The organism is Actinomyces sp. S4-C9 (assembly GCF_000758775.1).
In the GTDB taxonomy this organism is placed as follows: domain Bacteria; phylum Actinomycetota; class Actinomycetes; order Actinomycetales; family Actinomycetaceae; genus Gleimia; species Gleimia europaea.
Genome location: NZ_JRMU01000010.1, coordinates 198,907 through 220,383 on the forward strand (window position 1 = coordinate 198,907; position 21,477 = coordinate 220,383).

Sequence of the window (21,477 nt, forward strand, 5' to 3'; positions counted from 1 at the left end):
CGCTCATGCGCCCTTCCAGTATTCCTCGAGCACGCGCGACATCGCCAAGTGGTCGCTCACGTGGCTCATTTCGCGAGCCGAGTGCATCGACAGCAGGCCAATGCCCACATCGACGGTAGTGATACCCAAACGCGTTGCCGTTAGCGGGCCAATGGTAGAGCCGCACGGCATTTCGTTATTAGACACGAACGCCTGCGCGGGCACGCCCGCTGCTTCGCACATGCGGGTCCAAAGCGCCGTGCCAACCGCGTCCGAAGCGTAACGCTGATTCGCGTTCAGCTTCAGTAGCGGACCCTTACCCGGCATCGGATGGTTGTTCGGATCGTGGCGCTCCGCGTAGTTCGGGTGCACAAAATGCCCGGCATCAGCAGACACGCACGTGGTGCCCGCGAGCATCTGATGGTAGCCGTCCTCATCCTTGCCCAGGCCAGTTGCGATCCGGCGTAGCGTAGATTCAAGGATCGGGCCCGACGCTCCCGACCTGGTGGAAGACCCGATCTCCTCGTGATCAAATGCAGCAAACACCGCAATATCAGCAAAATCGGAAGATTCCATGCGCTCTAATGCGGTGAGGCCGGCGTGTACTGAAGATAGGTTGTCTTGCCGTGCAGCCGCGAAGAACTCCTCGTCCAAACCAAAACGAGCCGGTGCCTGCGCCGTAAACGACACGAGGTCGTGGCCCGCAATGTCTTGTTCTGACTCCAGGCCCGCCAGCTGCGCCAAATGTGTAAATAGCGACTTGTCGCCCAGTGTCCACACCGGCTGCATGTGCTTTTGCCGGTCCAGCTTGAAACCTGAGTTAATATCGCGATCCAAGTGAATCGCCAGCTGGGGAACGCGCGCAATCGGACCTGTCTTAACCAAATGCTCATTGCCGTGGCGGTCCATAATTCGGCCGGCAAACCCGATCTCGCGGTCTAGCCACGAGTTCAGCAACAGGCCACCGTACAGCTCGACGTCAATCTGACCCCAACCGTCGGGCGACTTCGAAGAGCCTGACGGCTTTACCTTCAAGCCGGGTGAATCCGTGTGACACCCAACAATCCGGAAGGCCGGCTGGGTTACCTCTTCGGGAATGAACCATGCCATCACGGCGCCATCACGCACAAAGAAATGGCCGCCGGGCGTGACATCCACCGGGTCGCATTCAAGCATCTGCGAATACCCGTGGGTTTTCAGCCTGGCGGCAATCTCTCGTGCTGCGTGAAAAGAAGAGGGGGAAGCCTCAATGACCTTCCCAAAATCCTCTACCTGCTTAACTTCTGCATCACTAAAAATACTCACGTATCCAAACTAGCAGTTATAGCGGTAAACATTGGTCTCGCGCTGCTCGAAACCGGTCCGGCGGTACAGGCGATTCGCTGCCTCGCGGGTGGGGCGTGATGTCAAGTCCACGGTTTTCGCGCCAATCTTGTGCGCGTACTCAACCGATGCGTCCACCAGCTGGCGGCCCGCGCCCTGACCGCGAGTCTCCTCGGCCACCACAACGTCCTCAACCCAGGCGCGAATACCCGTCGGAATCTCAAACACCACCAGCGTTAGCATGCCCAAAATGTTGTCCGGATCATCATCTGGCGTGTACACAAACAGTGTTGTGGAAGGCTGTTCCAAAAAGCGTGCCACGTCCTCTTCACTCATTGAAGTAGCAGACGATGAAAGCTGCGGCAGTAGCCTGTTCATGCCGTCAACAACAACCTTCGACGCCTCATTCACAATCTTGATAGCCATGATGTATCCCCCTTGTGGTTGATAATTTTCTTCATTCTAAAACGAGGAGGGGGCCCGCACGCAGACCTGGATAAAGTGGCGCGCAACTTTTGCCCCACACTTTGGAACGCTCGGAACCAGGTGCGTGAAATCGGTAGGCTTACCGCATGCGCTACATTTCTACCCGCGGAGTGCCAACCGACCAGCCCCGCACGTTCACCGAGATCCTCCTCGCTGGCCTCGCACCCGATGGTGGCCTCTACATGCCCGTCGAATACCCGCAAGTAGATGCGGATACGTTGCTTACATGGTCTAAGGTTTTCCGGGAAGAAGGCTACGCGGCCCTAGCTTTTGAGGTGATGCGCCTCTACATTGATGACATTCCCGAAGCAGACCTGCGGGAAATGTGCAAGCGCGCATACAGCGTAGAAAACTTCGGTTCGCGCGAGGTTGCGCCCATGACGCAACTATCGGACCACATTTGGCTACTGCACCTGTCTAACGGGCCAACCGCCGCGTTTAAAGACATGGCGATGCAAATGCTGGGGCAACTTTTTGAGTACGCGCTGGGCCAGAGTGGAACAGAGCTCAATATTCTAGGGGCAACGTCGGGGGATACCGGCTCTTCGGCCGAGTACGCGATGTTGGGCAAGGCCAGAATCCGCGTCTTTATGCTCACGCCCGCCGGCCGGATGACGCCATTCCAGCAGGCGCAAATGTACGGCATTGATGACCCGGCGATTGTCAACATTGCCCTCGACGGCGTTTTTGATGACTGTCAAGACGTGGTGAAGGCAATCTCGGCAGACGCTGACTTCAAAGCGCGTTACAGCATTGGAGCGGTGAACTCGATTAACTGGGCTCGCCTGCTCGCCCAAGTGGTGTATTACGTAGCCGCATGGATCCAAGCTAGTGGCACGCCGGCCAATAAGGTTTCTTTCTCTGTGCCAACGGGCAACTTTGGCGATGTTTTTGCCGGACACGTTGCGCGTAGCATGGGCGTGCCTATTGACCAGCTAATTGTCGCAACCAATGAAAACAATGTGCTCGATGAGTTCTACCGAACCGGCATTTACCGCGTTCGCTCCTCTGAGCAGACTTATAAGACTTCAAGCCCGTCGATGGACATTTCGAAGGCGTCAAACTTCGAACGTTTCGTGTTTGACCTGGTTGAGCGTGACCAGGCGCGTGTGCGTGATCTGTTTGTGGACCAGTTGGGCGCTCGCGGGGAGTTCTCTCTGGCTGAAACACGTGAGTTCAAGGATGCGCGCCGCAAGTTCGGTTTCCTCTCCGGCTCTTCAACGCACGCTGACCGGATCGACTCGATCCAATCGGTGTACCGCCATGACCACGTCCTCATTGACCCGCACACCGCAGATGCGTGGAAGGTCGCGCGCGATGCCCTGCGTGGGGGAGCGGTGGAGCAGCCCCTCGTTGTCCTCGAAACCGCTCTTCCAGTGAAGTTTGCTGAAACCATTGAAGAGGCTTTGGGAATCACGCCGGAAGTGTCCGAGCGTTTCGCTTCTGTGATGGATGCCGGCCGACACGTGGTAGATCTGCCCAATGACCCGGAAGCGGTGAAGGCTCTGATCCTCGAGGTTGTCGACGGCTAAAGTCTTGGCGCGCCGTTTGGTAACGCTGGTGCCGCTTAACTTAGGTGAAGAGCGTTCCCCACGGGATCAGGGCCGCGCCCAAAACTACGAATAGTCCGCCGAGTGCGGCATCGATCGGTTTGTGCAAGCGCTCGTACCCGCGCACGAAAGCCGGCATTGAGGCGGCGAGGGCAACCGCGGTGAACCAACAGCTGGAAATCGCTACCATCACCAGGGTGAGCGCCCCGCCTTCCAAAAAGGTGATCGAGGGCGGCAACATTGAGGCAAACAGGGTCGTGAAAAAGATGACCGCTTTCGGATTACCAACAGTTGTGGTCAAGAAACCGAGGCGGAATGCCTTCCACGCCGGGTAGGGCTCGCTCGAGGGTGCCGGCCGCTCCTCATTAGTGCTTTCAGAGGGGACGTCATTCCTCGCACGCATAAGTGAGGCAAGAATGCGGATGCCGTAGCCCGCAAGAAATACTGCACCTACTAGGCGAACCGCGAAAAACGCAGTTTCAGAGCGTGAAATGAGGGCCACCACCCCGGCCATTGTTCCTACCGTCCACAGCGACGTACCCGTGCCAATACCGATGCCCGTTGCTATTCCGCGGCTGCGTCCCCTTGAAAGAGTCATGCGTAGCGTTGCCAAAAAGTCAGGGCCCGGTGAAATAACCGCCAGAGTGAACGTCGTTAAGAGCGTAAGCCAAGTAGATGCAGTCACTACGCCCACCCGAGTTCGTGCAACTGATCATCGTCGATGCCAAAGTGGTGGGCAACCTCGTGCACGATCGTCACCTGAATCTCGCGCCGAAGCTCGTCCATATCAGCGCACATGCGCAACAGCGGCAGACGAAACAGTGTTATCTGGTCGGGCAAGTCGCCAAATCCGTAGTCACCGCGCTCGGTCAGGTCAACGCCCTCATAAAGCCCCAATAGGTCAGAGCCGTCTTCAGGCTCTTCGGCTACGAAAATCGCCACGTTGTCAATGCTTTCGAGCATGGATTCAGGCAACTGCGCAAGAACTTCCTCCACGAGGGCGGCGAAGGCGTCCTCGGATATGTCCAATGCGGTTTCGCTGCGCTCATCATTTTCGCTCGACATGTACCCGATGTTAGCGGCCTAGCATCTGCCAATGCACGTCCAAGTTCTTGTCGAAAAATGCGCGGTGTGGCGCGGTTCACTTGAAACGAGTAGCAGACGGGAATAAATAAAGGGTCCAAAAGGTTGAGCTTAGTAGACTCAAGTTTGGGGCATTCGGGTTGACAGGAAAACCGCGAAAGGTAGACTTGAGTGCAACAGACTCAACTTGATTTTATGAAGGAGGCCATTGATATGGCACGTGCAGTAGGTATCGACCTTGGCACCACGAACTCGGCAATCGCCACGCTTGAAGGTGGCGAGCCCACAATCATCGCGAACGCGGAAGGTATGCGTACCACGCCGTCCGTTGTTGCATTCTCAAAAACGGGCGAGGTCCTGGTAGGCGAAATCGCTAAGCGCCAGGCAGTGACCAACGTTGATCGCACCATCATGTCGGTTAAGCGCCACATGGGCACCGACTGGGAAGTGAAGATTGACGATAAGGCTTACACGGCGCAGGAAATTTCCGCTCGTATTCTTGGCAAGCTCAAGCGAGACGCGGAGGAGTACCTCGGTGAGCCGATCACTGACGCCGTGATTACTGTTCCCGCATACTTCAACGATGCTGAGCGTCAGGCAACGAAGGACGCGGGCCGCATTGCCGGCATGAACGTAACCCGTATCGTGAACGAGCCTACCGCGGCTGCTCTCGCATACGGCCTCGAGAAGGGTAAGGAAGACGAGCTCATCCTCGTATTCGACCTCGGTGGCGGTACGTTTGACGTTTCGCTCCTAGAGATCGGTAAGGACACCGAGGATGGCGCTGAGTTCTCCACGATCGAGGTTCGCGCAACTTCCGGTGACAACCGCCTCGGTGGTGACGACTGGGATAAGGCAATCGTGGACTGGCTGGTCAGCCAGGTAAAGAGCAAGACCGGCAACGATCTTTCGAAGGATCCGGTAGCGATGCAGCGTCTGCGTGACGCGGCAGAGCAGGCAAAGAAGGAGCTTTCGTCCGCAACTTCCACGAACATTTCGCTGCAGTACCTCACGATGGTTGACGGCGTTCCCGTCCACCTCGACGAGTCGCTGAGCCGCGCAAAGTTTGAGGAAATGACGGCTGACCTGCTTGGTCGCACGCGCGCTCCGTTCGAGGCTGTGATCCGTGACGCGGGCATTTCGGTGAACGACATTGACCACGTGATCTTGGTTGGTGGCTCCACCCGTATGCCGGCCGTTGCTGAGGCGGTTAAGAAGATGACGGGCGGCAAGGAGCCCTCGAAGTCTGTTAACCCGGACGAGGTTGTTGCGCTTGGCGCTGCCCTCCAGGCAGGTGTGATGCAGGGCGACCGCAAGGACGTCCTCCTCATTGACGTGACACCGCTTTCGCTTGGTATTGAAACCAAGGGTGGCTTCATGACGAAGCTGATTGACCGCAACACCGCAATCCCGACGAAGTCCACGGAGATCTTCTCGACGGCTGAAGACAACCAGCCTTCGGTTCTGATCCAGGTGTTCCAGGGTGAGCGCGAGTTCGCTCGCGACAACAAGCCGCTAGGAACGTTCGAGCTGACCGGTATTGCGCCGGCTCCGCGCGGCATCCCGCAGATTGAGGTCACGTTCGACATCGACGCGAACGGCATTGTGCACGTATCCGCTAAGGATCGGGGCACGGGCAAGGAGCAGTCGATGACGATCACCGGCGGTTCTGCGCTTCCGAAGGATGAGATCGACCGCATGGTTAAGGAAGCGGAAGCTCACGCGGAAGAGGACAAGAAGCGTCGTGAAGACGCGGAGGTTCGCAACCTTGCGGAGCAGACCGTATACCAGATGGAAAAGATCTTGAAGGACGAGGCGGACAAGATTTCGGACGAGACCGCGAATGCTGTCAAGACCGATGTTGAGGCCGTAAAGAAGGCTCTTGAGGGTGACGACACCGAAGCGGTGAAGAAGGCGCTTGAGACGCTGAACGAGTCCGGCATGAAGATCGGCCAGGAGGTCTACCAGGCTGCGCAGGCCGAGCAGGCCCAGCAGGCTGAAGGTGAGGCCGCTGACGGCGATAATGAGGACGAGGTCATCGACGCGGAAGTTGTCGATGAAGAAGAGGACAACAAGTGAGTGAAGAGCAAAATCGCGATCCCTTCGAGGACCGTGAGGAAGGTGCGGGGGAAGACCCCCGCACCGGCTCTGGCTCGCAATCATCCCCCGGCCAGCCAGCTGATCCGAACGATATTTCGCATTTGGAGGAGCAGCTTGCAGATGTCAACGCGGAAGCGGACGTCGATGATCCGGCGGCGCTGCGCGAAGAATTAGCGAAGCAGGGCGATGAGCTTGCGCGCGCGAGGGCTGACCATTACAACCTCACGCAAACGCACAACAACTATGTGCGCCGCTCGAAGGCGGACATGTCTAACGCTCGCAAAATCGGGCAGAGCGAGGTCGTGGAGGCGCTGATGCCGGTGCTGGACGACATTGCTGCGGCTCGTGATGCGGGCGCGCTAGAGGACGGCCCGTTCGCATCGATTGCGAACAAGTTGGAGCAGACGCTGGCTTCCCAGTTTGGGATTGAGCGCTTCGGTGCAGTTGGTGATGAGTTTGATCCAATGATTCACGAGGCCGTTATGGCGCAACCATCTTCTGATGTGCAGGTGGAAACGGTTGCGCAGGTAATCCAGGCGGGTTACAAGATCGATGACAAGGTGCTACGTGCAGCGAAGGTCATCGTGGCAAACCCGCAGTAATTGCAACAAAACTTTGGAGGTGAGAAGTAGTGGCTGGACAAGATTGGATGGAGAAGGACTTCTATAAGACGTTGGGCGTGTCTAAGGATGCGTCGGAGTCAGAGATTAAGAAGGCTTACCGCAAGCTTGCGCGCAAGCATCACCCTGACCAGAATCCGGGTGATAAGAATGCGGAGGAGAAGTTCAAGGCGGTTGGCGAGGCCTACCAGGTTTTGTCTGATCCGAAGCAGCGCAAGCAGTACGACGCGATTCGTGCGATGGCTGGCGGAGGGGCTCGCTTCTCTGCGGGGCCGGGTGGTTCTGCCTCTGGGTTTGAAGATGTTTTCTCCATGTTTGGTGGTGGAGGAAACGGCTCTCGGGTTCGCTTCTCCACTTCTGGCGGCTCATCCGGTGCGGGTTTTGAAGATATCCTTTCGAACCTGTTTGCCGGTGGCGGCCAGGGTGGTCACCCGAATTTCTCGGACTACGCGGGTAGGGGAGCGTTTGGCCAGGCCGCGCAAAAGGGCGCTGACCTGTCGGCTGCTACCACTTTGACGCTACGTCAGGCCGTGGAGGGCGCGACGCTGAAAATGACCGTCGAGGGGCGATCAATGACGGTGCGCATACCCGCCGGTGTGACGGACGGACAGAAGGTTCGTTTGCGCGGCAAAGGTAGGCCGGGCGTGAACGGGGGGCCTGCGGGCGACCTCGTGGTTGCGATCTCGCTTGAGAAGCATCCGGTGTTCAGCTTGGACGGGCAGAACTTGCGCATGAAGTTGCCGGTTTCGTTTGCCGAGGCTGCGCTGGGCGCAAGTGTTTCCGTGCCGCTACTCGATGGCTCAACCGTGACCGTGAAGGTGCCGGAGGGTACTTCCTCCGGAGCACTTTTGCGGGTCCGCGGCCGCGGCGTGAAGAAGGGGCGTAAGAAGGGCGACCTCATTATTGAGATTGAGGTTGCTGTGCCTAAGAACATGTCGAAGGAAGCAAGGGAGGCGGTGGCGAAGCTCGGTGAGCTGACCGCTGACTTCGATCCGCGTCAAGGTCTAGAAGCAAACGCTCGTAAGTAGAGGGAGGTCATATGGCGAACAAGAGGGGTACAACCTACGTTATTTCGGTTGCTGCCGAACTTGCGGGCATGCATCCGCAAACGCTTCGCCAGTATGACCGCCTGGGCATAGTAACGCCGGCGCGTACAAAGGGCCGGGGCCGTCGCTACAGTGCAAGCGATGTCGAGCGGTTGCGTGAAGTTCAGCGCTTATCGCAGGACGAGGGCGTGAATCTGGAGGGTATCCGCCAGATTTTAGAACTGAAACAACGTCTAGATGAGAGCGCAGAGGCAATGCAACTAATGCGCGAAGAGTTAGAAGTGCTGCGCACGCTGGTGCGGGAGGAAAACGAGAAGCGCTCACGCGTTTTTGCCGCCACGCCAGATGGCAGTGTGCATACGGTTCGCCGCGGCACACGGTTGCGGGTTTCTGGTAATGAACTGGTGCGCCATCCAAAATCAGGGGCGCTGGTACTTTTCCGTCGCTAAACCAAATGCAGTATTGAAGCTGGGGCGAGTTTTCTCGCCCCAGCTTTGCGTTCGTAGGCGATGGTCTCAGCGCCAGAGCAAGTGGGTTTGGACGTATATCGAAGTACCCTGTTTTCACGCGCGAGCAGTTATCCTTGCGAATGATTACGTTGGCTACCCCAGCGCTTCGCCGGGCGCGGATATACTCGTTGCTGTTCTCGTGAAATCTGCGGTTAGCGTGTTACGAAGTACCGGAAGAGAAGTTCGACGGAGAACTGGAGTAGATATGACTGAAACAAGCTTTACAGGGTTTAACGATGAGCCCACTGAAATAGATTCGTTGAATATAAATGCATATATTGCAGGTTTCAGAGAATTTATAAAGTCGTGTCCCACGCCTATGACGGCCGCGATTCAAGGTGACTGGGGTTCTGGAAAAACCAGCGCTTTGAAGCGTATTAAGAAAAAGCTTGACGGCGAAGGAGCCCAGGTTGTCGAGTTTAATACTTGGCAGTATTCTCAGTTCAATCTCGGTGAGCAGCTGGTTTTCTCTTTGCTCGGTGGCGTTCTTTCAAGTTTGGAGAAACGTATCGATTCTGGGAAGGAGGGGAGAGCAACTGCAGCGAAGGAGAAAATTACTAAGCTTCGGAAGGCTTTGATCCCACTGGCGCTTGCGAGCTTGAAGGTGGCGGGTTATGGCGTCGTAGTTGATGCCGCCGACGCAATGAAAGAGAGAATTGACAAAGCTAAGAAGAAAGATGCCGAGGCGTCAGTTGGTTCTCATCAACTCATCGAAATCATTTCTACAATGCGGGACGATTTTCAAGCGTTGATCAACGAGTTTTTGAAATTTTCTGAAGACACTGGTAAATGTCAAAGTGCCGCGAAACAGGATCGAATATTTATATTTATTGATGATTTGGACCGGCTTGAACCTGAGCGCGCTGTTGAAGTGATGGAGGCACTCAAGGTCTTCATGAATGTTAAGGGTTGCGTTTTTGTTCTCGCAATTGATTTTGAGGTGGTCCTTCGCGGTGTGCGGGCAAAGTACGGACAAGATTTCGACGAAGGTAAAGCTAGAGACTTTTTTGACAAGATAATCCAGGTTCCGTTCAATCTGCCTGTGCAAGCGTATGGAATCAATGGATTGATTAAAGAGGGGCTGAGTGCTCTTGAGATAAAACAAGGCGAAGAAAACCTGGAGAAGTATGTTGATCTCGTCAGACTTTCCGTGGGAACGAACCCACGATCAGTTAAGCGCCTCTTGAATTCGTTTAACCTACTGCAGTACATAGGCAAAAAGCGTCGCAATGAGACAGGGCCGAATGGTGGCGAGCCAACGCAAACTGGCAAAAAGGAAAAATCTCAGGAACAACAGGAACAACAGGAACAACTTGATACCTTCGCAATGCTCGCTCTTCAAACCGGATTCCCCTACATGTTCCAGGATCTAGTAAAAAATATGAGTAGTGGAAACCAGGTGCGTTCATTCTTGCAATCCGTTCACGATATTTGCTCAGACGATGATCATGAGGATTTGGATGAGAACGCTGTGGGCGAGTCCGATCATGGCGAAAACGGTTCTTCCAAAGACTCAACGAAAACGCCCGTTAATCGTCAAGAACGACTCGATGAGTGGAAACTGGGGCGTCATCGAATTACTGATGCTCGACTGATAACAGAAAAGATAATGGAGATATTTGAACTAGATCAAGAACCGGATAACGACAATAGATTACAAAAGGCATTAGAGAACGCTGCGGTCACAACCGTAGGTGTCAGGCCAGACGATCTGGGTAATGGAACAAAAATAGTTTCATTAGATGAGAGAATCCGTGGTCTCGAGGATAGTAATCTAGACGGTAGTGTTATAGACGCCGTTAAGGCCTTTGAAAGTGGGATCACATCCCAAATGGGTGATTTCACTGTCAAAGTTACCGGTGGCGCAGGATACTGGAGCTATATTCTTCAGAATCCGAAACCTGGCTTCGAAAAGCGTAAAGATAGAAAATGCTGTGAAGTGCACATTTCAGGTAACGGCTGCCGAATTGGATTTGGAGGCCCCGATAAATCAAGGGCAAAAGCAATGTGTGAGTGCCTTCAGCAAAAGGGGCTACCTATTCATCTTTTGACGAGCAACCCGCCTTTATCTTTCAAAGAAATTAAGACTGTTGACGCTGCTGAGGAAGTAGCGAAGATCGTTGCTTATGTTTATAAGAAAGAACTCCACCCCGAACCTGAACAAGATGTGGCTTTCCCTGGATTAGAGCATCTAATTCTTTAGCTTTGAGTGTCTCTCTATTTACCTTAGGAGCTACAGGAAACAGGTCTTTCTGATTATCTACTCCAGCGCGTCGCCGGGTTTGAAACGCATAGTCTGGCCGCCTTCGTGCGTACACGTAGTTGCGTCCTCGTCCATCGTGCACGTGAACACGCCCGCTGAGATGGTCTCCCCATCATTCAGAACAGGAGCAGATAACAGGTTATTTTCGCAGAATTCGGCAGAAAAATCGTCTAACGAAGCCGGATCGGTCAGACACATTTGCTGCAGTGGCACATCGGACTGGCACCTGCCGTACTCGGCGCCTTCTGCGGAGAGCGTGGCCTGAGTCCCCATGAAAATGCCTTGGTCACATGGAGTATCTTCCACCGGGAAGGCAGGGAATGCTTCACACCGAACGTAAGGGGCGGAAGCTGCCCCCTCGACAATAATGGTGCAAAGAACCGAGTGGTCACTGTTTGCAAACCAGTAGCCCGCATTACCGGCCTGCGCTAGTTCCGTGTTGGCGCCAAGCTCGTACGCCGCCGAATCAACCTGCGCGGAGGCATCCTCGGACGAGGTGGGGGTTTCGACGCTAGTTTCGGAAGGGGCAGTCAGAGGAATTGGCGTGGGAGAAGGGCCGGGAAGCTCCTCATCAGACGAACACGCTCCTAAAATCATTACAGAACATGCGAGCGCGGCCAATGCTATGTGGCGCTTCATTGCTAACTCCTAACGGCCCAAACTGGGAGCCAAATTATTTCGGTGACCCCAAACATTTGTAAACTGAGTCTTGTTAATCGTAACGAGAGGTGCGGACAATGCAGGTTGGTTTGCGTGGGTCCCTTGCAAAAAATGCGGGCCGTTTCGCGGCCTGGGCGTCACAAAAAAGTGGCCGCGGGTCAGGCGGAGTGATTGGTGGCCGGGTTGCGTTAGCTCTTGATCCCAAGGTTTTAGAAAAGGTTAGCCGCGGCAAGAAGATCGTTATTGTGACGGGTACCAACGGCAAATCGACTACTACCTCGATGGTGCGCGAAGCCTTGAAAACTAAGGGGCGGGTGGCGTCAAACGTGCTTGGTGACAACATGACGGGTGGTGTTGCCGCTGCGCTGATTGAAGAGTGCGAGGCGGAGTTTGCTGCCCTGGAAGTTGATGAGCTCTACGTGCCGGCAGTTGCCCGGGCGGTAAAGCCGGCGGGTTTTGTGCTACTTAACCTGTCGCGAGATCAGCTGGATCGAGTGGGTGAAGCCGGGGCTGTGGAGGCGCGAATTCGCCAGGCTGTTGATGAGAATCCGCAGGCGTTTGTGGTGGCTAACTGCGATGATCCGCTGATTGTGTCGGCCGCATGGGATGCGAAGAGCCCGATTTGGGTGTCTGCGGGTGTTACGAGGACGGCTGACTCGGTGACATTCCCCCGCACTAACACTCCGGTGGTCCGTTCCGGCGATTTTTGGCACGTGCCCGGATCTTCATTCGCGCGGCCAGAACCCGCGTGGACAGTGGAAGATGGTGCGGTTGTATTTGCAGGCGCTGCGCACCCCCTCGCTCTTGCCCTGCCTGGGCGGGCAAACCGAGGCAACGCCACGCAGGCGGTTGCGGTTGCCCACGCCCTCGGGGTCAGTATCGATCAGGCCATCGCGCAGATCAATAAGGTCACGCAGGTGTCTGGGCGCTACGCCCGGCGCAACTTGGATGGCCGTCTAGCCCGCATTGTCCTCGCAAAGAATCCGGCTGGATGGCAAGAATCTCTTTCGATGGTGGAGGAGGATGCTTGCATTATCCTCGCGGTGAATGGCCGGGTTGGGGACGGTGAGGATCTTTCTTGGCTGTGGGACGTGGATTTCGCACCCCTGCAAGGCCGGAAGATCATCGTGTGCGGGGAGCGTCGCGCGGATCTTGCCGTGCGGCTCGAGTATGCAGATTTCGAGTTTGAGCTTGTCGAAACTCCGCAAGATGGCCTCAAACGCGCGCCCGAAGGCAACGTGGACGTGGTGGCGAACTACACGGCTGCGCACGGGCTTAACAATTGGATTTCCCGCGAGTATGAGGAGGCCAAATGAGCGCCCTGCAAATCGGTTTGATCATGCCCGAAACGATGGGCGCGTACGGTGATAGTGGCAACGCCATCGTGCTTGAAAAACGCCTGCAAAAACGCGGTTTTGACGCTGAAATCGTGACCGTACACGTGGGGGATGAGGTGCCGGATAGCCTCGATTTTTATCTTCTGGGAGGAAGTGAGGACGCCGCGCAGCAGGTTGCGGTGCAACGCCTTGAAGAGTCCGGAGCGCTACGCCGAGCCGCGGATCGAGGAGCGATAGTTTTTGCGGTTTGTGCTGGTTTGCAGGTGCTTGGCGCTTCTTATGAGGACGAGGATGGGCGCAAGGTGGATGGTCTGGGACTGCTCGATGCGCAAACCCGGCGGGGAGCAGAGCGTAGTGTGGGTGAACTTGTAACCACGGCTTTGCTCCAGGGCGTTGGCGAGCCGTTGACCGGGTTTGAAAACCACCTCGGAGTTACTGAGCTAGGGGCTGATGCGCAACCACTTGGAGCTGTCTTGCATGGACACGGAAATGCCCTGGATTTGAGTGATGAGGGGCAGCGGGTAGACGGGGCGGTGCAGGGAAGCGTGTTTGCAACCTATATACACGGGCCGGTGCTTGCGCGAAACCCGCAACTGGCCGATTATCTGATCCGTCTTGCAACCGGCCAAAAAGATCTGAGCCCAATCGATACTGCCGCAACCGTTCTACTGCGTAAACAGCGGCTAGAGGACTCCGGAATTACCCTCAAATAACCCTGAAATAGCCCTGATTTTACGCATTATCCATTTAGGAAAATAACAGGCCCAAGTAGTATGAACATGTAGGCCGCGAGCGTAAGGATTTACCATGAGCGACAATCAAGACTTTGACCGCAACGAACCGCAAGACGGCGGGCAGGTGCCCGAGCAGCCGCAGTTTGGCCGCAGGATTGAGGACGAACCTGGCTACGGTCAGCCGAGTTACGGCCAGTCCGGCCAAGGTGATGGCCAAGGCTACGGTGGTTTGAACGGGGAGCAGGCCGGTCATAATCAGTCCGGTCAGCCCGGCTACGGCCAACCCGACTATAGCCAGTCCACTTACGGCAACTACGGGTATGGAGCAACAGGTAACCGCAGTCAGCAGGGCGCAGACGGTTATGGTCAAACCGGTTACAATCAGCCGGGTTATGGCCCGGCTTATGGGCAACCTTCTAATGGTCAGCCGGGATATGGCCAACCTGGTTACGGTCAGCCCGGTTATGGCCCAGCATATGGGCAGAATGGTTACCAGGGTGGTGGCCGAGCACCAATGCAGCTTCCGGGTAGGGGTGGCTCGATCGCGATGATCGTGATTGGCGTGGTCATGATGCTCGTGATTGCTCCCGTAGCGTTCTTTATGAGCGTCGCAGTAGGTGCGCTTCAGTCCTTGGACACGTCTTCTTTTGAGCCGGTTCAAAATGGCGGGAGCGTAGAGGTTGGAAGCACAGGCGTGGTTACGGTTGTTTATTCCAATGACATGTCCGGGTCTGATGAAGCGTCTAGTGGGCTAGACGGACAGGTTGGTACGGTGACCCCATCTTGTACTTTGGTTGGGCAAAATGACACCTATCCGCTGGTGCCGGTAGGCGATGGGGAAGGCGCGATGGCATCCGATGTGCCTGCTGGAACTTACACGCTTAAGTGCGAGAATGCAGATGGCCAGGGCATCCTCGTTTTTGGTGGCGAGTTCTTTGACGACGTGATCTCTTCGTTCGGGCCAAGCATGATTATTTCGGCGATCGTCGGATTTGCTGGTTTGGCTCTGCTGATTTGGGGCATTGTAAAACTTGCGGGTGTGAACCGCGAGCGTAGAGCTATTGAGCTGCGAATGCAGGGCTGGTAAGCCGCATAGCTAAGTAAAAATGATCGGAGCGAAAAAATGCTCCGATCATTTTTTATGCCCTAACCGTGCCTGGCTTGCGTCCCTGCCGCGGAGTTGCGTGAGCGCTTGGCGCTGGTGCGGTTACCTGCCCGATGTGGCTATTCGCCGCCGAGGTGCTGCCAGAGGAATTCCCAGGCAAGTGCACTCATTTTTGCCCGCTGTTTGTTGTCGGCCGCGCCGGCGTGGCCTCCTTCAATGTTTTCGTAGAAGAGCACATCGGCGCCCGCCTCATCCATTTTCGCAACCATGGTGCGCGTGTGTGCGGGATGCACGCGGTCGTCGCGCGTGGAGGTGGTGAATAGGACCGGCGGGTATTGCCTGCCCGCCTGGAACAGGTGGTAGGGGCTGAATGTTTGGATGAACTCCCACTGCTTCGGGTCGGATGGGTCGCCGTATTCTGCCATCCACGAGGCGCCGGCTAGAAGTGTGTGGAAGCGGCTCATGTCTAGCAGGGGAACCTCGCAGACGATGGCGCCGAAGTGTTCGGGGTATTTGGTGAGCATCATGCCCATTAGGAGGCCGCCATTGGAGCCGCCTCGCGCGCCGAGCTGTTCTTTTGTGGTTACACCGCGGGCTACGAGGTCATCGGCAACTGCTACGAAATCCTCGTAGGCGCGGTGACGGTTGGCCTGCAGTGCCGCTTGGTGCCACTTGGGGCCGTACTCACCGCCTCCGCGAATGTTGGCAACCACATAGGTGCCGCCGCGCTCAACCCAGGCCGGGCCGGCCATGCCGAGGTAGGAGGGGGTTAGGGAAACTTCGAAGCCGCCGTAGCCGTACAGCAGGGTTGGTGCGGGTTCGGTTCCCGGTGTGCTGATCTGGAAGTAGGGAACTTTGGTGCCATCTGCGGAGGTGGCGAAGTGTTGGCTCACTTTCACATGCTCCGCGTTGAACGTTGCGGGGGCTTTGCGAACCGTGGTGGCGCTCAGGGTTTCTCCGGATTTGGATAGTTCGAGCAGTGAGAGCGTCATGGGAGTGGTGAAGCCTGTGGTGTGCAGCCACAGCTGGTCGCTGGTGCGGCTATCAACCGCGCTTACTTGGATGGTTGCGTGCGCGGGAGCTTGCTCGTTGCCGGTTGCTAGTTTGAGGTCGCGCCTGTCCCACCCCGTGTGTTCGGTAGTGGGAGGGGTGAGGATGCCGAGGCGGTTGGAAACGTGGTGGAGCACGTTCACCACAACGTGATGCCTGGTGGTTGCGACGTATTCGAGGGCGGAGGCATCCGTCGGTGTAAACAGGCTGTGTGCTTCGAAGTCCTCGTCGAAGGCGTTGTCGAACTGGGTTGCAACCAGGGATCCTGCTTTGAAGGTTTTTCCGCCTACGGTCCAGTCCTGCTTTGGGCGCATGAGCATCCAGTCGCGCCAGGGTCCGGCCTCTACGTGTGTTGGGACCTCAACTTTCTTGAGAACGTATTGTGCCGTGGGGTCTGCAACGTACGTTTCTGATTCGTAGAACGTGATGAGTCGGCTAATCATTACGCGCTGCCAGCCGGGCATCGAATCGAAGTGGGGGAATACGCCAACGTCGCTTTTCTCGCCCTCAAAAATGATCTGCGCGTCCTTGAGGTCTTGTCCGCGCTTCCATAGTCGAACCTGACGCGGATAGCCCGAATCGGTCATGGTGCCGGGGCCGAAGTCGCGGCTTACCAGGATTTGGTCCGCTGTTATCCAGCTGCATTCTCCCTTTGATTCGGGCAGGTTGAAGCCGTCTTCAACGAATGTGCACGTGTCAACGTCGAATTCGCGAATTACGTCCGCATCGCAGCCGCCATCGGAGAGCGCGATGAGCGCCCGCGAATATTCGGGGAAGAGGAGGGAGGCTCCGTGGAACACCCACGCTTTACCTTCGCGCTTGGCTAGCTCGTCGATATCGAGCAGAACCGACCAGTCGTCCGCTCCTTGCAGGTATGCCGAGGCCGGTTGGCGGCGCCACAGGCCGCGCGGGTTCTTCTCATCAACCCAGAAGTTGTACGCAAAGTCGCCTCTGATGCTGGCGTAGGGGATGCGGTCTGGATCGTCTAAAACGTTCTTAATCTGTTCTTCGATGTTTAAGAAACGCTTCGTCCCCAGCGCGCTAAGTGTGCGGCTGTTGTGGGAGTTAACCCAAGCAAGGGCCTCTTCGCCCTGAATCTCGTCAAGTAGTTCGATGTTGATCTTTTCATTCATGTTTTAAGTATCGGGCACTGGGCGCCTTGCTACTACCTCGAAACACGAGAATTCGCTGCTAGCTGTGAGCTGGTTCTCAAAAAATCTGAAGTTGAGTGGAATAGACTCAAGTTTAGAAGCGTTGTACTTCATAGATGACATTTGCCCAGTGGGCGAAAGGATGATTTGAAGTGGACAATAAATTTACAACCAAGGCCCAAGAGGCGATCAGCGTAGCCGTGCAAACTGCTGGCGCTGCGGGCAATCCTTCAGTTGAGCCCATGCATTTGCTACATGCGTTGCTCGATCAGCCTGAAGGTATCGCGATTTCAGTTCTGGAGGCCGCGGGTGCTTCTCGCAAGGGCGTGGGACAGAAGGTCCGCGCCGCGCTAACCCAAATGCCGTCAACCCAGGGTGCCTCGGTTTCGCAACCGGCTGCCTCGCGTGCGTTCGGCAATATTTTGGTGGAGGCGGAGTCGGATGCGCGCGCCATGGGGGACGAGTACACCTCCACGGAGCACCTGCTCATTGCGCTCGCAAAATCTGACACGGATGCAGGCCGCATTTTGAACGAAGAGGGCGCTAGTGCAAGCGCCTTGCAGTCAACACTATCTGCGCTTAGGAAGGAGCCGATCACGACTGCTGACCCGGAGGGCTCGTTTGAAGCTCTCAAGAAGTATGGGCGCGACTTAACCGAGGTTGCGCGCGAAGGCAAACTTGATCCTGTGATTGGGCGCGATGAGGAGATTCGCCGCGTCGTTCAAGTGCTTTCCCGCCGTACAAAAAACAACCCGGTTCTGATTGGTGAGCCGGGCGTTGGTAAGACCGCGGTGGTGGAGGGTCTGGCGCAGCGGATTGTGGCCGGTGACGTGCCCGAATCGCTTCGCAACAAGAGGCTGATCGCCCTTGACCTGTCCGCTATGGTTGCGGGCGCGAAGTATCGCGGCGAGTTCGAGGAACGCTTGAAGGCCGTTTTGAACGAGATCAAGTCGGCAAACGGTGAGATCATCACGTTCATTGATGAGCTCCACACCATGGTTGGTGCGGGCGGTGGCTCCGAAGGCGCGATGGATGCGGGCAATATGCTCAAACCCATGCTTGCGCGTGGAGAGCTACGCATGGTCGGTGCAACCACCCTCGACGAATACCGGGAGAACATCGAGAAGGATCCGGCGCTTGAGCGGCGTTTCCAGCAGGTGTTTGTAGGTGAGCCTTCCGTGGATGACACGGTTGCGATCTTGCGCGGTATTGCGCCTAAGTACGAGGCTCACCACAAGGTGACTATCTCTGACGGCGCGCTCTTGGCAGCCGCGGAGCTGTCCAACCGCTACATCACGGGCCGGCAGTTGCCGGATAAGGCAATCGACCTTGTGGACGAGGCGGCGTCTCGTCTGCGCATGGAGCTTGACTCATCTCCCACGGAGATCGACCAGCTTCGCCGCCAGGTGGACCGGCTTCGCATGGAGGAGTCCTACCTAACCGAATCCGATCCTGAGGGCGGGGATGAGCAGACCGCTACGCAGCTTGAGAAGGTGCGTGAGGAGCTTGCCGATCTTGGGGAGGAACTTGCGGCGCTCACCGCCAGGTGGGAGGCCGAGAAGGCTGGCCGTAACAAAGTTGGTGATCTGCGCGTGAAGCTCGATGAGCTTCGTACCGAATTGGAACTCGCAATGCGTGAGGGCCGTTGGGAAGAAGCAGGGCGCCTACAAAACGGTGATATTCCCCAGGTTGAGGCCCAGATCGCGAAGGCGGAGGAAGCTGAGGATCGCGCTGATGAGGGCGAGCCGATGATTCCCGAGCGGGTTGGTCCTGCTGAGATCGCAGCCGTGGTTGAGGCGTGGACGGGAATCCCCACGGGCAGGTTGCTGCAGGGCGAAATGGAGAAGCTACTTTCCATGGAGTCCTACATCGGTAAGCGCTTGATTGGGCAGGTGGACGCGGTTCGCGCCGTGTCTGACGCAGTGCGTCGTTCCCGCGCTGGCGTGTCTGACCCGAATCGTCCAACCGGTTCGTTCATGTTCCTGGGCCCAACGGGCGTGGGCAAGACAGAGCTTGCGAGGGCGCTCGCGGACTTTCTCTTTGATGACGAGCACGCCATGGTTCGCATCGACATGTCAGAGTATTCGGAGAAGCATTCGGTGTCGCGCCTGGTTGGTGCGCCTCCGGGATATGTGGGTTACGACGAGGGCGGCCAGTTGACTGAGGCCGTGCGTCGCCGCCCCTACTCGGTGGTGTTGTTGGACGAGGTGGAGAAGGCTCATCCGGAGATTTTCAACATCTTGTTACAGGTGCTTGACGATGGCAGGTTGACGGATGGTCAGGGTCGTACGGTTGATTTCCGGAACACGATCCTGGTACTAACCTCCAACCTTGGTTCGCAGTTCCTGGTGGATTCTTCGATGAGTGAGGACGAGCAGCGTGAGGCCGTGTTGAACACGGTTCGTGCGGCGTTCAAACCGGAGTTCTTGAACCGTCTGGATGAGATCTTGGTGTTCAAGGCGCTAACTAAAGAAGAGTTGTCGAAGATTGTTGACATTCAGGTCGATCAGATGGCACAGCGTTTGTATAGCCGCCGGATTGCCCTGCACGTTGATGATGATGCGAGGACGTGGCTGGCCGAGCACGGGTATGATCCCGCGTTTGGTGCACGCCCGCTGCGTAGGTTGATTCAGCGTGAGATCGGAGACCGCTTGGCTCGCATGATTATTGGAGGCGAGGTCGAGGACGGTGGCTCGGTAACCGTGAGGGTAAGCGGTGATGGGCTGAAGTTGGAGGCCAGCGCCTAATCTGTGCCCAAGGTAGAGGGGCTAGCTCAATGAGCTAGTCCCTCTATTCGTACATCTACGCTTAATTTTCTCCCCAATTAAGCACCGAAGTAAACACCGCGTCAGACCATTTCGAGGAAGTGGTCGCCCAGGGCTTGCCAGTTTTTGCGATGCCAGGCACCGAACGGTTCGGCCCCGAGGAAGGCCATGGCGCGCACAGATTCGGGGTCTACCCAAAGGAATGAGCCAGATTGGCCGAAGTGGCCAAACGTCGAAGCCGAGGCTGCGCGCGGGAACCAGGTGCGCACTTTCGCTCCTTTGATTTCAAAACCTAAACCCCACGTGTTGTCCGAATATCCGCCGTAACCGGGCGTGACACCTTTCAAACCCGGGTAAGCAACCGAGGTTGCCTCTCGCGCCAACTCAGGCGATATGAGTGTGGTGTTTTGAAACTCGCGGGCAAGGGCCACGAGGTCGCGGATGGATCCGGCCCCTGCGTATGCTGCGGATCCGTCGATGTGTGTCTCTATCAGGCCGAGCGGTTCCAAAACGGTTGCCTCAACCCAGTCCTCGAACGTGAATCCCGTGGCGGCCTCTACCGCCCACGACGCCTCTTCAATGCCGCGGTTCGAATAGATCCGCTTTTCCTGGGTACCGGCCTCTAGCACAGGCTCGTTGAACGCAAGGCCGGAGGCGTGGGCAAGCAGGTGGCGCAGCGTGACAACCCGCTGGCCGTCGGCAATGGTCACCTCATCATCGAGGCTGATCATGGCCCGCTGCACGGCAACAAGAACTCCCATTGCAGAGAGCAGTTTGGTGACCGACATGAGGGGGTAAACCAGCATGGAATCGCCGTATTCGAGGACGTGGCCAGGCTCCATGAAAGCCATCGAATATTCGAATGGTGGCCGCAGATTGTCGGGTAGGCCGTCAGGCATTTCGACCTCCTAAAAGTCGATGATGACGGGCACGTGGTCAGAAGCGCCCTCACCTTTACGCTCGTCGCGGTCAATCTGCGCGCCGGCCACCGCAGAGGCGAGGACCGGGGAGGCGTAAATGAAGTCGATTCGCATGCCCTCATTCTTAGGGAACCGGAGCTTTTGGTAGTCCCAGTACGTGTAGTTGGTGACTCGCTCGCGCGTGACCTCTTCCATTCCGAGCTGCGCGAAGTAGTTGAATGCGTCGCGTTCGGGCTCTGAAACGTGGGTTGCGCCCTCAAAAACGGAAATGTCCCACACGTCCTCATCGAATGGGGCAACGTTGAAGTCGCCCACAACCGCTAGTTGGCGCCCTTCCATTTGCGCGGCGGCGTGGTCGGCCAGACCGCGCATGAACTCAAGCTTGTACTGGTAGTGCGGGTCGGTAAGCGAGCGCCCGTGAGGAATATACGTGCTCCACACGCGCACCGGGCCGCACGTGGCGCCGATTGCGCGCGCCTCAATCTTGTCGCGGAATGTGGGTTGGCCAGGGAAGCTGGTTTCAACCTCATCTATTCCAACGCGAGAAGCGATTGCCACACCGTTCCACTGGTTGTAGCCCACCATTTCCACCTCGTAGCCGGCCTCTTTGAACGCTTCCAGAGGGAACTGGTCCGGCTTGCATTTGAGTTCTTGCATGGCAAGCACGTCAATGTCGGCGCGGTTCAAAAAATCAATCACGCGCTCGTGGCGCGCGCGGATGGAGTTCACATTCCAAGTGGCTAGTCGCATGCTTTAACCCTACCTTCCGGCGCGAAATGTGGCATAAGGGAGGGGA

At 56.7% G+C, this 21,477-nt stretch carries 18 protein-coding genes; 10 read left to right on the forward strand and 8 right to left on the reverse strand.

The genetic code is table 11. The features are described from left to right. Nucleotides 1-3: 3 nt before the first annotated feature. Both HMPREF1628_RS05340 and HMPREF1628_RS05345 read right to left on the reverse strand, forming a co-directional pair. Nucleotides 4-1,284, reverse strand: a complete 1,281-nt coding sequence (locus HMPREF1628_RS05340; protein WP_034508896.1) for a M18 family aminopeptidase — start codon at nucleotides 1,282-1,284, stop codon at nucleotides 4-6. A 9-nt stretch (nucleotides 1,285-1,293) separates the two neighbouring features. Continuing rightward, on the reverse strand, nucleotides 1,294-1,728 hold the full coding sequence (locus HMPREF1628_RS05345; protein WP_034508897.1) for a GNAT family N-acetyltransferase: 435 nt from the start codon (nucleotides 1,726-1,728) through the stop codon (nucleotides 1,294-1,296). 146 nt (nucleotides 1,729-1,874) lie between these two features. Between HMPREF1628_RS05345 and thrC the strand changes: the two genes are divergently transcribed. Beyond that, nucleotides 1,875-3,320, forward strand: a complete 1,446-nt coding sequence (gene thrC / locus HMPREF1628_RS05350; RefSeq protein WP_034508898.1) for a threonine synthase — start codon at nucleotides 1,875-1,877, stop codon at nucleotides 3,318-3,320. Between the two features lie 40 nt (nucleotides 3,321-3,360). Here the strand turns inward: thrC and HMPREF1628_RS05355 are convergent, their stop codons facing one another. Then, the gene (locus HMPREF1628_RS05355) at nucleotides 3,361-4,023 is read right to left on the reverse strand and encodes a LysE family translocator (protein ID WP_156956895.1); all 663 of its coding nucleotides are present in this window, start codon (nucleotides 4,021-4,023) and stop codon (nucleotides 3,361-3,363) included. Beyond that, the gene (locus HMPREF1628_RS05360) at nucleotides 4,023-4,403 is read right to left on the reverse strand and encodes a metallopeptidase family protein (protein ID WP_052038897.1); all 381 of its coding nucleotides are present in this window, start codon (nucleotides 4,401-4,403) and stop codon (nucleotides 4,023-4,025) included. The genes HMPREF1628_RS05355 and HMPREF1628_RS05360 overlap by 1 nt, the downstream gene beginning before the upstream one ends. 231 nt (nucleotides 4,404-4,634) lie before the next feature. On the opposite strand from HMPREF1628_RS05360, the gene dnaK reads away from it, so the two are divergent. From dnaK to HMPREF1628_RS05385, 5 genes are all read left to right on the forward strand, one after another. Beyond that, on the forward strand, nucleotides 4,635-6,500 hold the full coding sequence (gene dnaK / locus HMPREF1628_RS05365; protein WP_034509092.1) for a molecular chaperone DnaK: 1,866 nt from the start codon (nucleotides 4,635-4,637) through the stop codon (nucleotides 6,498-6,500). After that, a complete protein-coding gene (locus HMPREF1628_RS05370; protein ID WP_034508901.1) occupies nucleotides 6,497-7,123 on the forward strand; it encodes a nucleotide exchange factor GrpE in 627 nt (208 codons plus the stop codon). Before dnaK ends, HMPREF1628_RS05370 begins: the two co-directional genes overlap by 4 nt. A 29-nt stretch (nucleotides 7,124-7,152) precedes the next feature. Further along, on the forward strand, nucleotides 7,153-8,169 hold the full coding sequence (locus tag HMPREF1628_RS05375; protein ID WP_034508903.1) for a DnaJ C-terminal domain-containing protein: 1,017 nt from the start codon (nucleotides 7,153-7,155) through the stop codon (nucleotides 8,167-8,169). An 11-nt stretch (nucleotides 8,170-8,180) separates the two neighbouring features. After that, entirely contained in the window at nucleotides 8,181-8,636 is a 456-nt protein-coding gene (locus HMPREF1628_RS05380; RefSeq protein ID WP_034508904.1) for a heat shock protein transcriptional repressor HspR, read from the forward strand. A gap of 265 nt (nucleotides 8,637-8,901) precedes the next feature. Continuing rightward, a complete protein-coding gene (locus HMPREF1628_RS05385; protein WP_034508905.1) occupies nucleotides 8,902-10,899 on the forward strand; it encodes a KAP family P-loop NTPase fold protein in 1,998 nt (665 codons plus the stop codon). 57 nt (nucleotides 10,900-10,956) lie between these two features. Here the strand turns inward: HMPREF1628_RS05385 and HMPREF1628_RS05390 are convergent, their stop codons facing one another. Beyond that, a complete protein-coding gene (locus tag HMPREF1628_RS05390; protein WP_034508906.1) occupies nucleotides 10,957-11,598 on the reverse strand; it encodes a hypothetical protein in 642 nt (213 codons plus the stop codon). Between the two features lie 98 nt (nucleotides 11,599-11,696). On the opposite strand from HMPREF1628_RS05390, the gene HMPREF1628_RS05395 reads away from it, so the two are divergent. From HMPREF1628_RS05395 to HMPREF1628_RS09255, 3 genes are all read left to right on the forward strand, one after another. Further along, nucleotides 11,697-12,935, forward strand: coding sequence for a MurT ligase domain-containing protein (locus HMPREF1628_RS05395; protein ID WP_034508908.1), 1,239 nt, complete (start codon nucleotides 11,697-11,699; stop codon nucleotides 12,933-12,935). After that, nucleotides 12,932-13,669 (forward strand): type 1 glutamine amidotransferase, encoded by a 738-nt coding sequence (locus tag HMPREF1628_RS05400; RefSeq protein WP_034508910.1) that lies wholly within the window; start codon nucleotides 12,932-12,934, stop codon nucleotides 13,667-13,669. The genes HMPREF1628_RS05395 and HMPREF1628_RS05400 overlap by 4 nt, the downstream gene beginning before the upstream one ends. Before the next feature lie 94 nt (nucleotides 13,670-13,763). Continuing rightward, nucleotides 13,764-14,777: a hypothetical protein gene (locus HMPREF1628_RS09255; RefSeq protein WP_052038898.1), complete on the forward strand. Its 1,014-nt coding sequence runs from the start codon at nucleotides 13,764-13,766 to the stop codon at nucleotides 14,775-14,777. Nucleotides 14,778-14,914: 137 nt separating this feature from the next. Here the strand turns inward: HMPREF1628_RS09255 and HMPREF1628_RS05410 are convergent, their stop codons facing one another. Beyond that, on the reverse strand, nucleotides 14,915-16,978 hold the full coding sequence (locus HMPREF1628_RS05410) for a prolyl oligopeptidase family serine peptidase (protein WP_034508912.1): 2,064 nt from the start codon (nucleotides 16,976-16,978) through the stop codon (nucleotides 14,915-14,917). A gap of 170 nt (nucleotides 16,979-17,148) precedes the next feature. Between HMPREF1628_RS05410 and clpB the strand changes: the two genes are divergently transcribed. Then, nucleotides 17,149-19,743, forward strand: coding sequence for an ATP-dependent chaperone ClpB (clpB, locus tag HMPREF1628_RS05415; RefSeq protein WP_034508915.1), 2,595 nt, complete (start codon nucleotides 17,149-17,151; stop codon nucleotides 19,741-19,743). 101 nt (nucleotides 19,744-19,844) lie between these two features. Here clpB and HMPREF1628_RS05420 read toward each other — a convergent pair whose 3' ends face one another. Together HMPREF1628_RS05420 and HMPREF1628_RS05425 are read right to left on the reverse strand one after the other, a co-directional pair. After that, nucleotides 19,845-20,660 carry a serine hydrolase domain-containing protein gene (locus HMPREF1628_RS05420; protein WP_034508918.1) on the reverse strand — a complete coding sequence of 272 codons (816 nt, stop codon included), beginning with the start codon at nucleotides 20,658-20,660 and terminating at the stop codon, nucleotides 19,845-19,847. Between the two features lie 9 nt (nucleotides 20,661-20,669). After that, nucleotides 20,670-21,431: an exodeoxyribonuclease III gene (locus tag HMPREF1628_RS05425; protein ID WP_034508921.1), complete on the reverse strand. Its 762-nt coding sequence runs from the start codon at nucleotides 21,429-21,431 to the stop codon at nucleotides 20,670-20,672. Nucleotides 21,432-21,477 lie beyond the last annotated feature (46 nt).

What these genes read in the sequence shown, in the direction of transcription:
- HMPREF1628_RS05385 (WP_034508905.1), top strand. Translation starts at nt 8,902, where the DNA reads ATGACTGAAACAAGCTTTACAGGGTTTAACGATGAGCCCACTGAAATA.
- HMPREF1628_RS05345 (WP_034508897.1), bottom strand. Translation starts at nt 1,728, where the DNA reads ATGGCTATCAAGATTGTGAATGAGGCGTCGAAGGTTGTTGTTGACGGC.
- HMPREF1628_RS05360 (WP_052038897.1), bottom strand. Translation starts at nt 4,403, where the DNA reads ATGTCGAGCGAAAATGATGAGCGCAGCGAAACCGCATTGGACATATCC.
- HMPREF1628_RS09255 (WP_052038898.1), top strand. Translation starts at nt 13,764, where the DNA reads ATGAGCGACAATCAAGACTTTGACCGCAACGAACCGCAAGACGGCGGG.
- dnaK (WP_034509092.1), top strand. Translation starts at nt 4,635, where the DNA reads ATGGCACGTGCAGTAGGTATCGACCTTGGCACCACGAACTCGGCAATC.
- HMPREF1628_RS05380 (WP_034508904.1), top strand. Translation starts at nt 8,181, where the DNA reads ATGGCGAACAAGAGGGGTACAACCTACGTTATTTCGGTTGCTGCCGAA.
- thrC (WP_034508898.1), top strand. Translation starts at nt 1,875, where the DNA reads ATGCGCTACATTTCTACCCGCGGAGTGCCAACCGACCAGCCCCGCACG.
- HMPREF1628_RS05390 (WP_034508906.1), bottom strand. Translation starts at nt 11,598, where the DNA reads ATGAAGCGCCACATAGCATTGGCCGCGCTCGCATGTTCTGTAATGATT.
- HMPREF1628_RS05420 (WP_034508918.1), bottom strand. Translation starts at nt 20,660, where the DNA reads ATGCCTGACGGCCTACCCGACAATCTGCGGCCACCATTCGAATATTCG.
- HMPREF1628_RS05395 (WP_034508908.1), top strand. Translation starts at nt 11,697, where the DNA reads ATGCAGGTTGGTTTGCGTGGGTCCCTTGCAAAAAATGCGGGCCGTTTC.
- HMPREF1628_RS05400 (WP_034508910.1), top strand. Translation starts at nt 12,932, where the DNA reads ATGAGCGCCCTGCAAATCGGTTTGATCATGCCCGAAACGATGGGCGCG.
- HMPREF1628_RS05410 (WP_034508912.1), bottom strand. Translation starts at nt 16,978, where the DNA reads ATGAATGAAAAGATCAACATCGAACTACTTGACGAGATTCAGGGCGAA.
- HMPREF1628_RS05425 (WP_034508921.1), bottom strand. Translation starts at nt 21,431, where the DNA reads ATGCGACTAGCCACTTGGAATGTGAACTCCATCCGCGCGCGCCACGAG.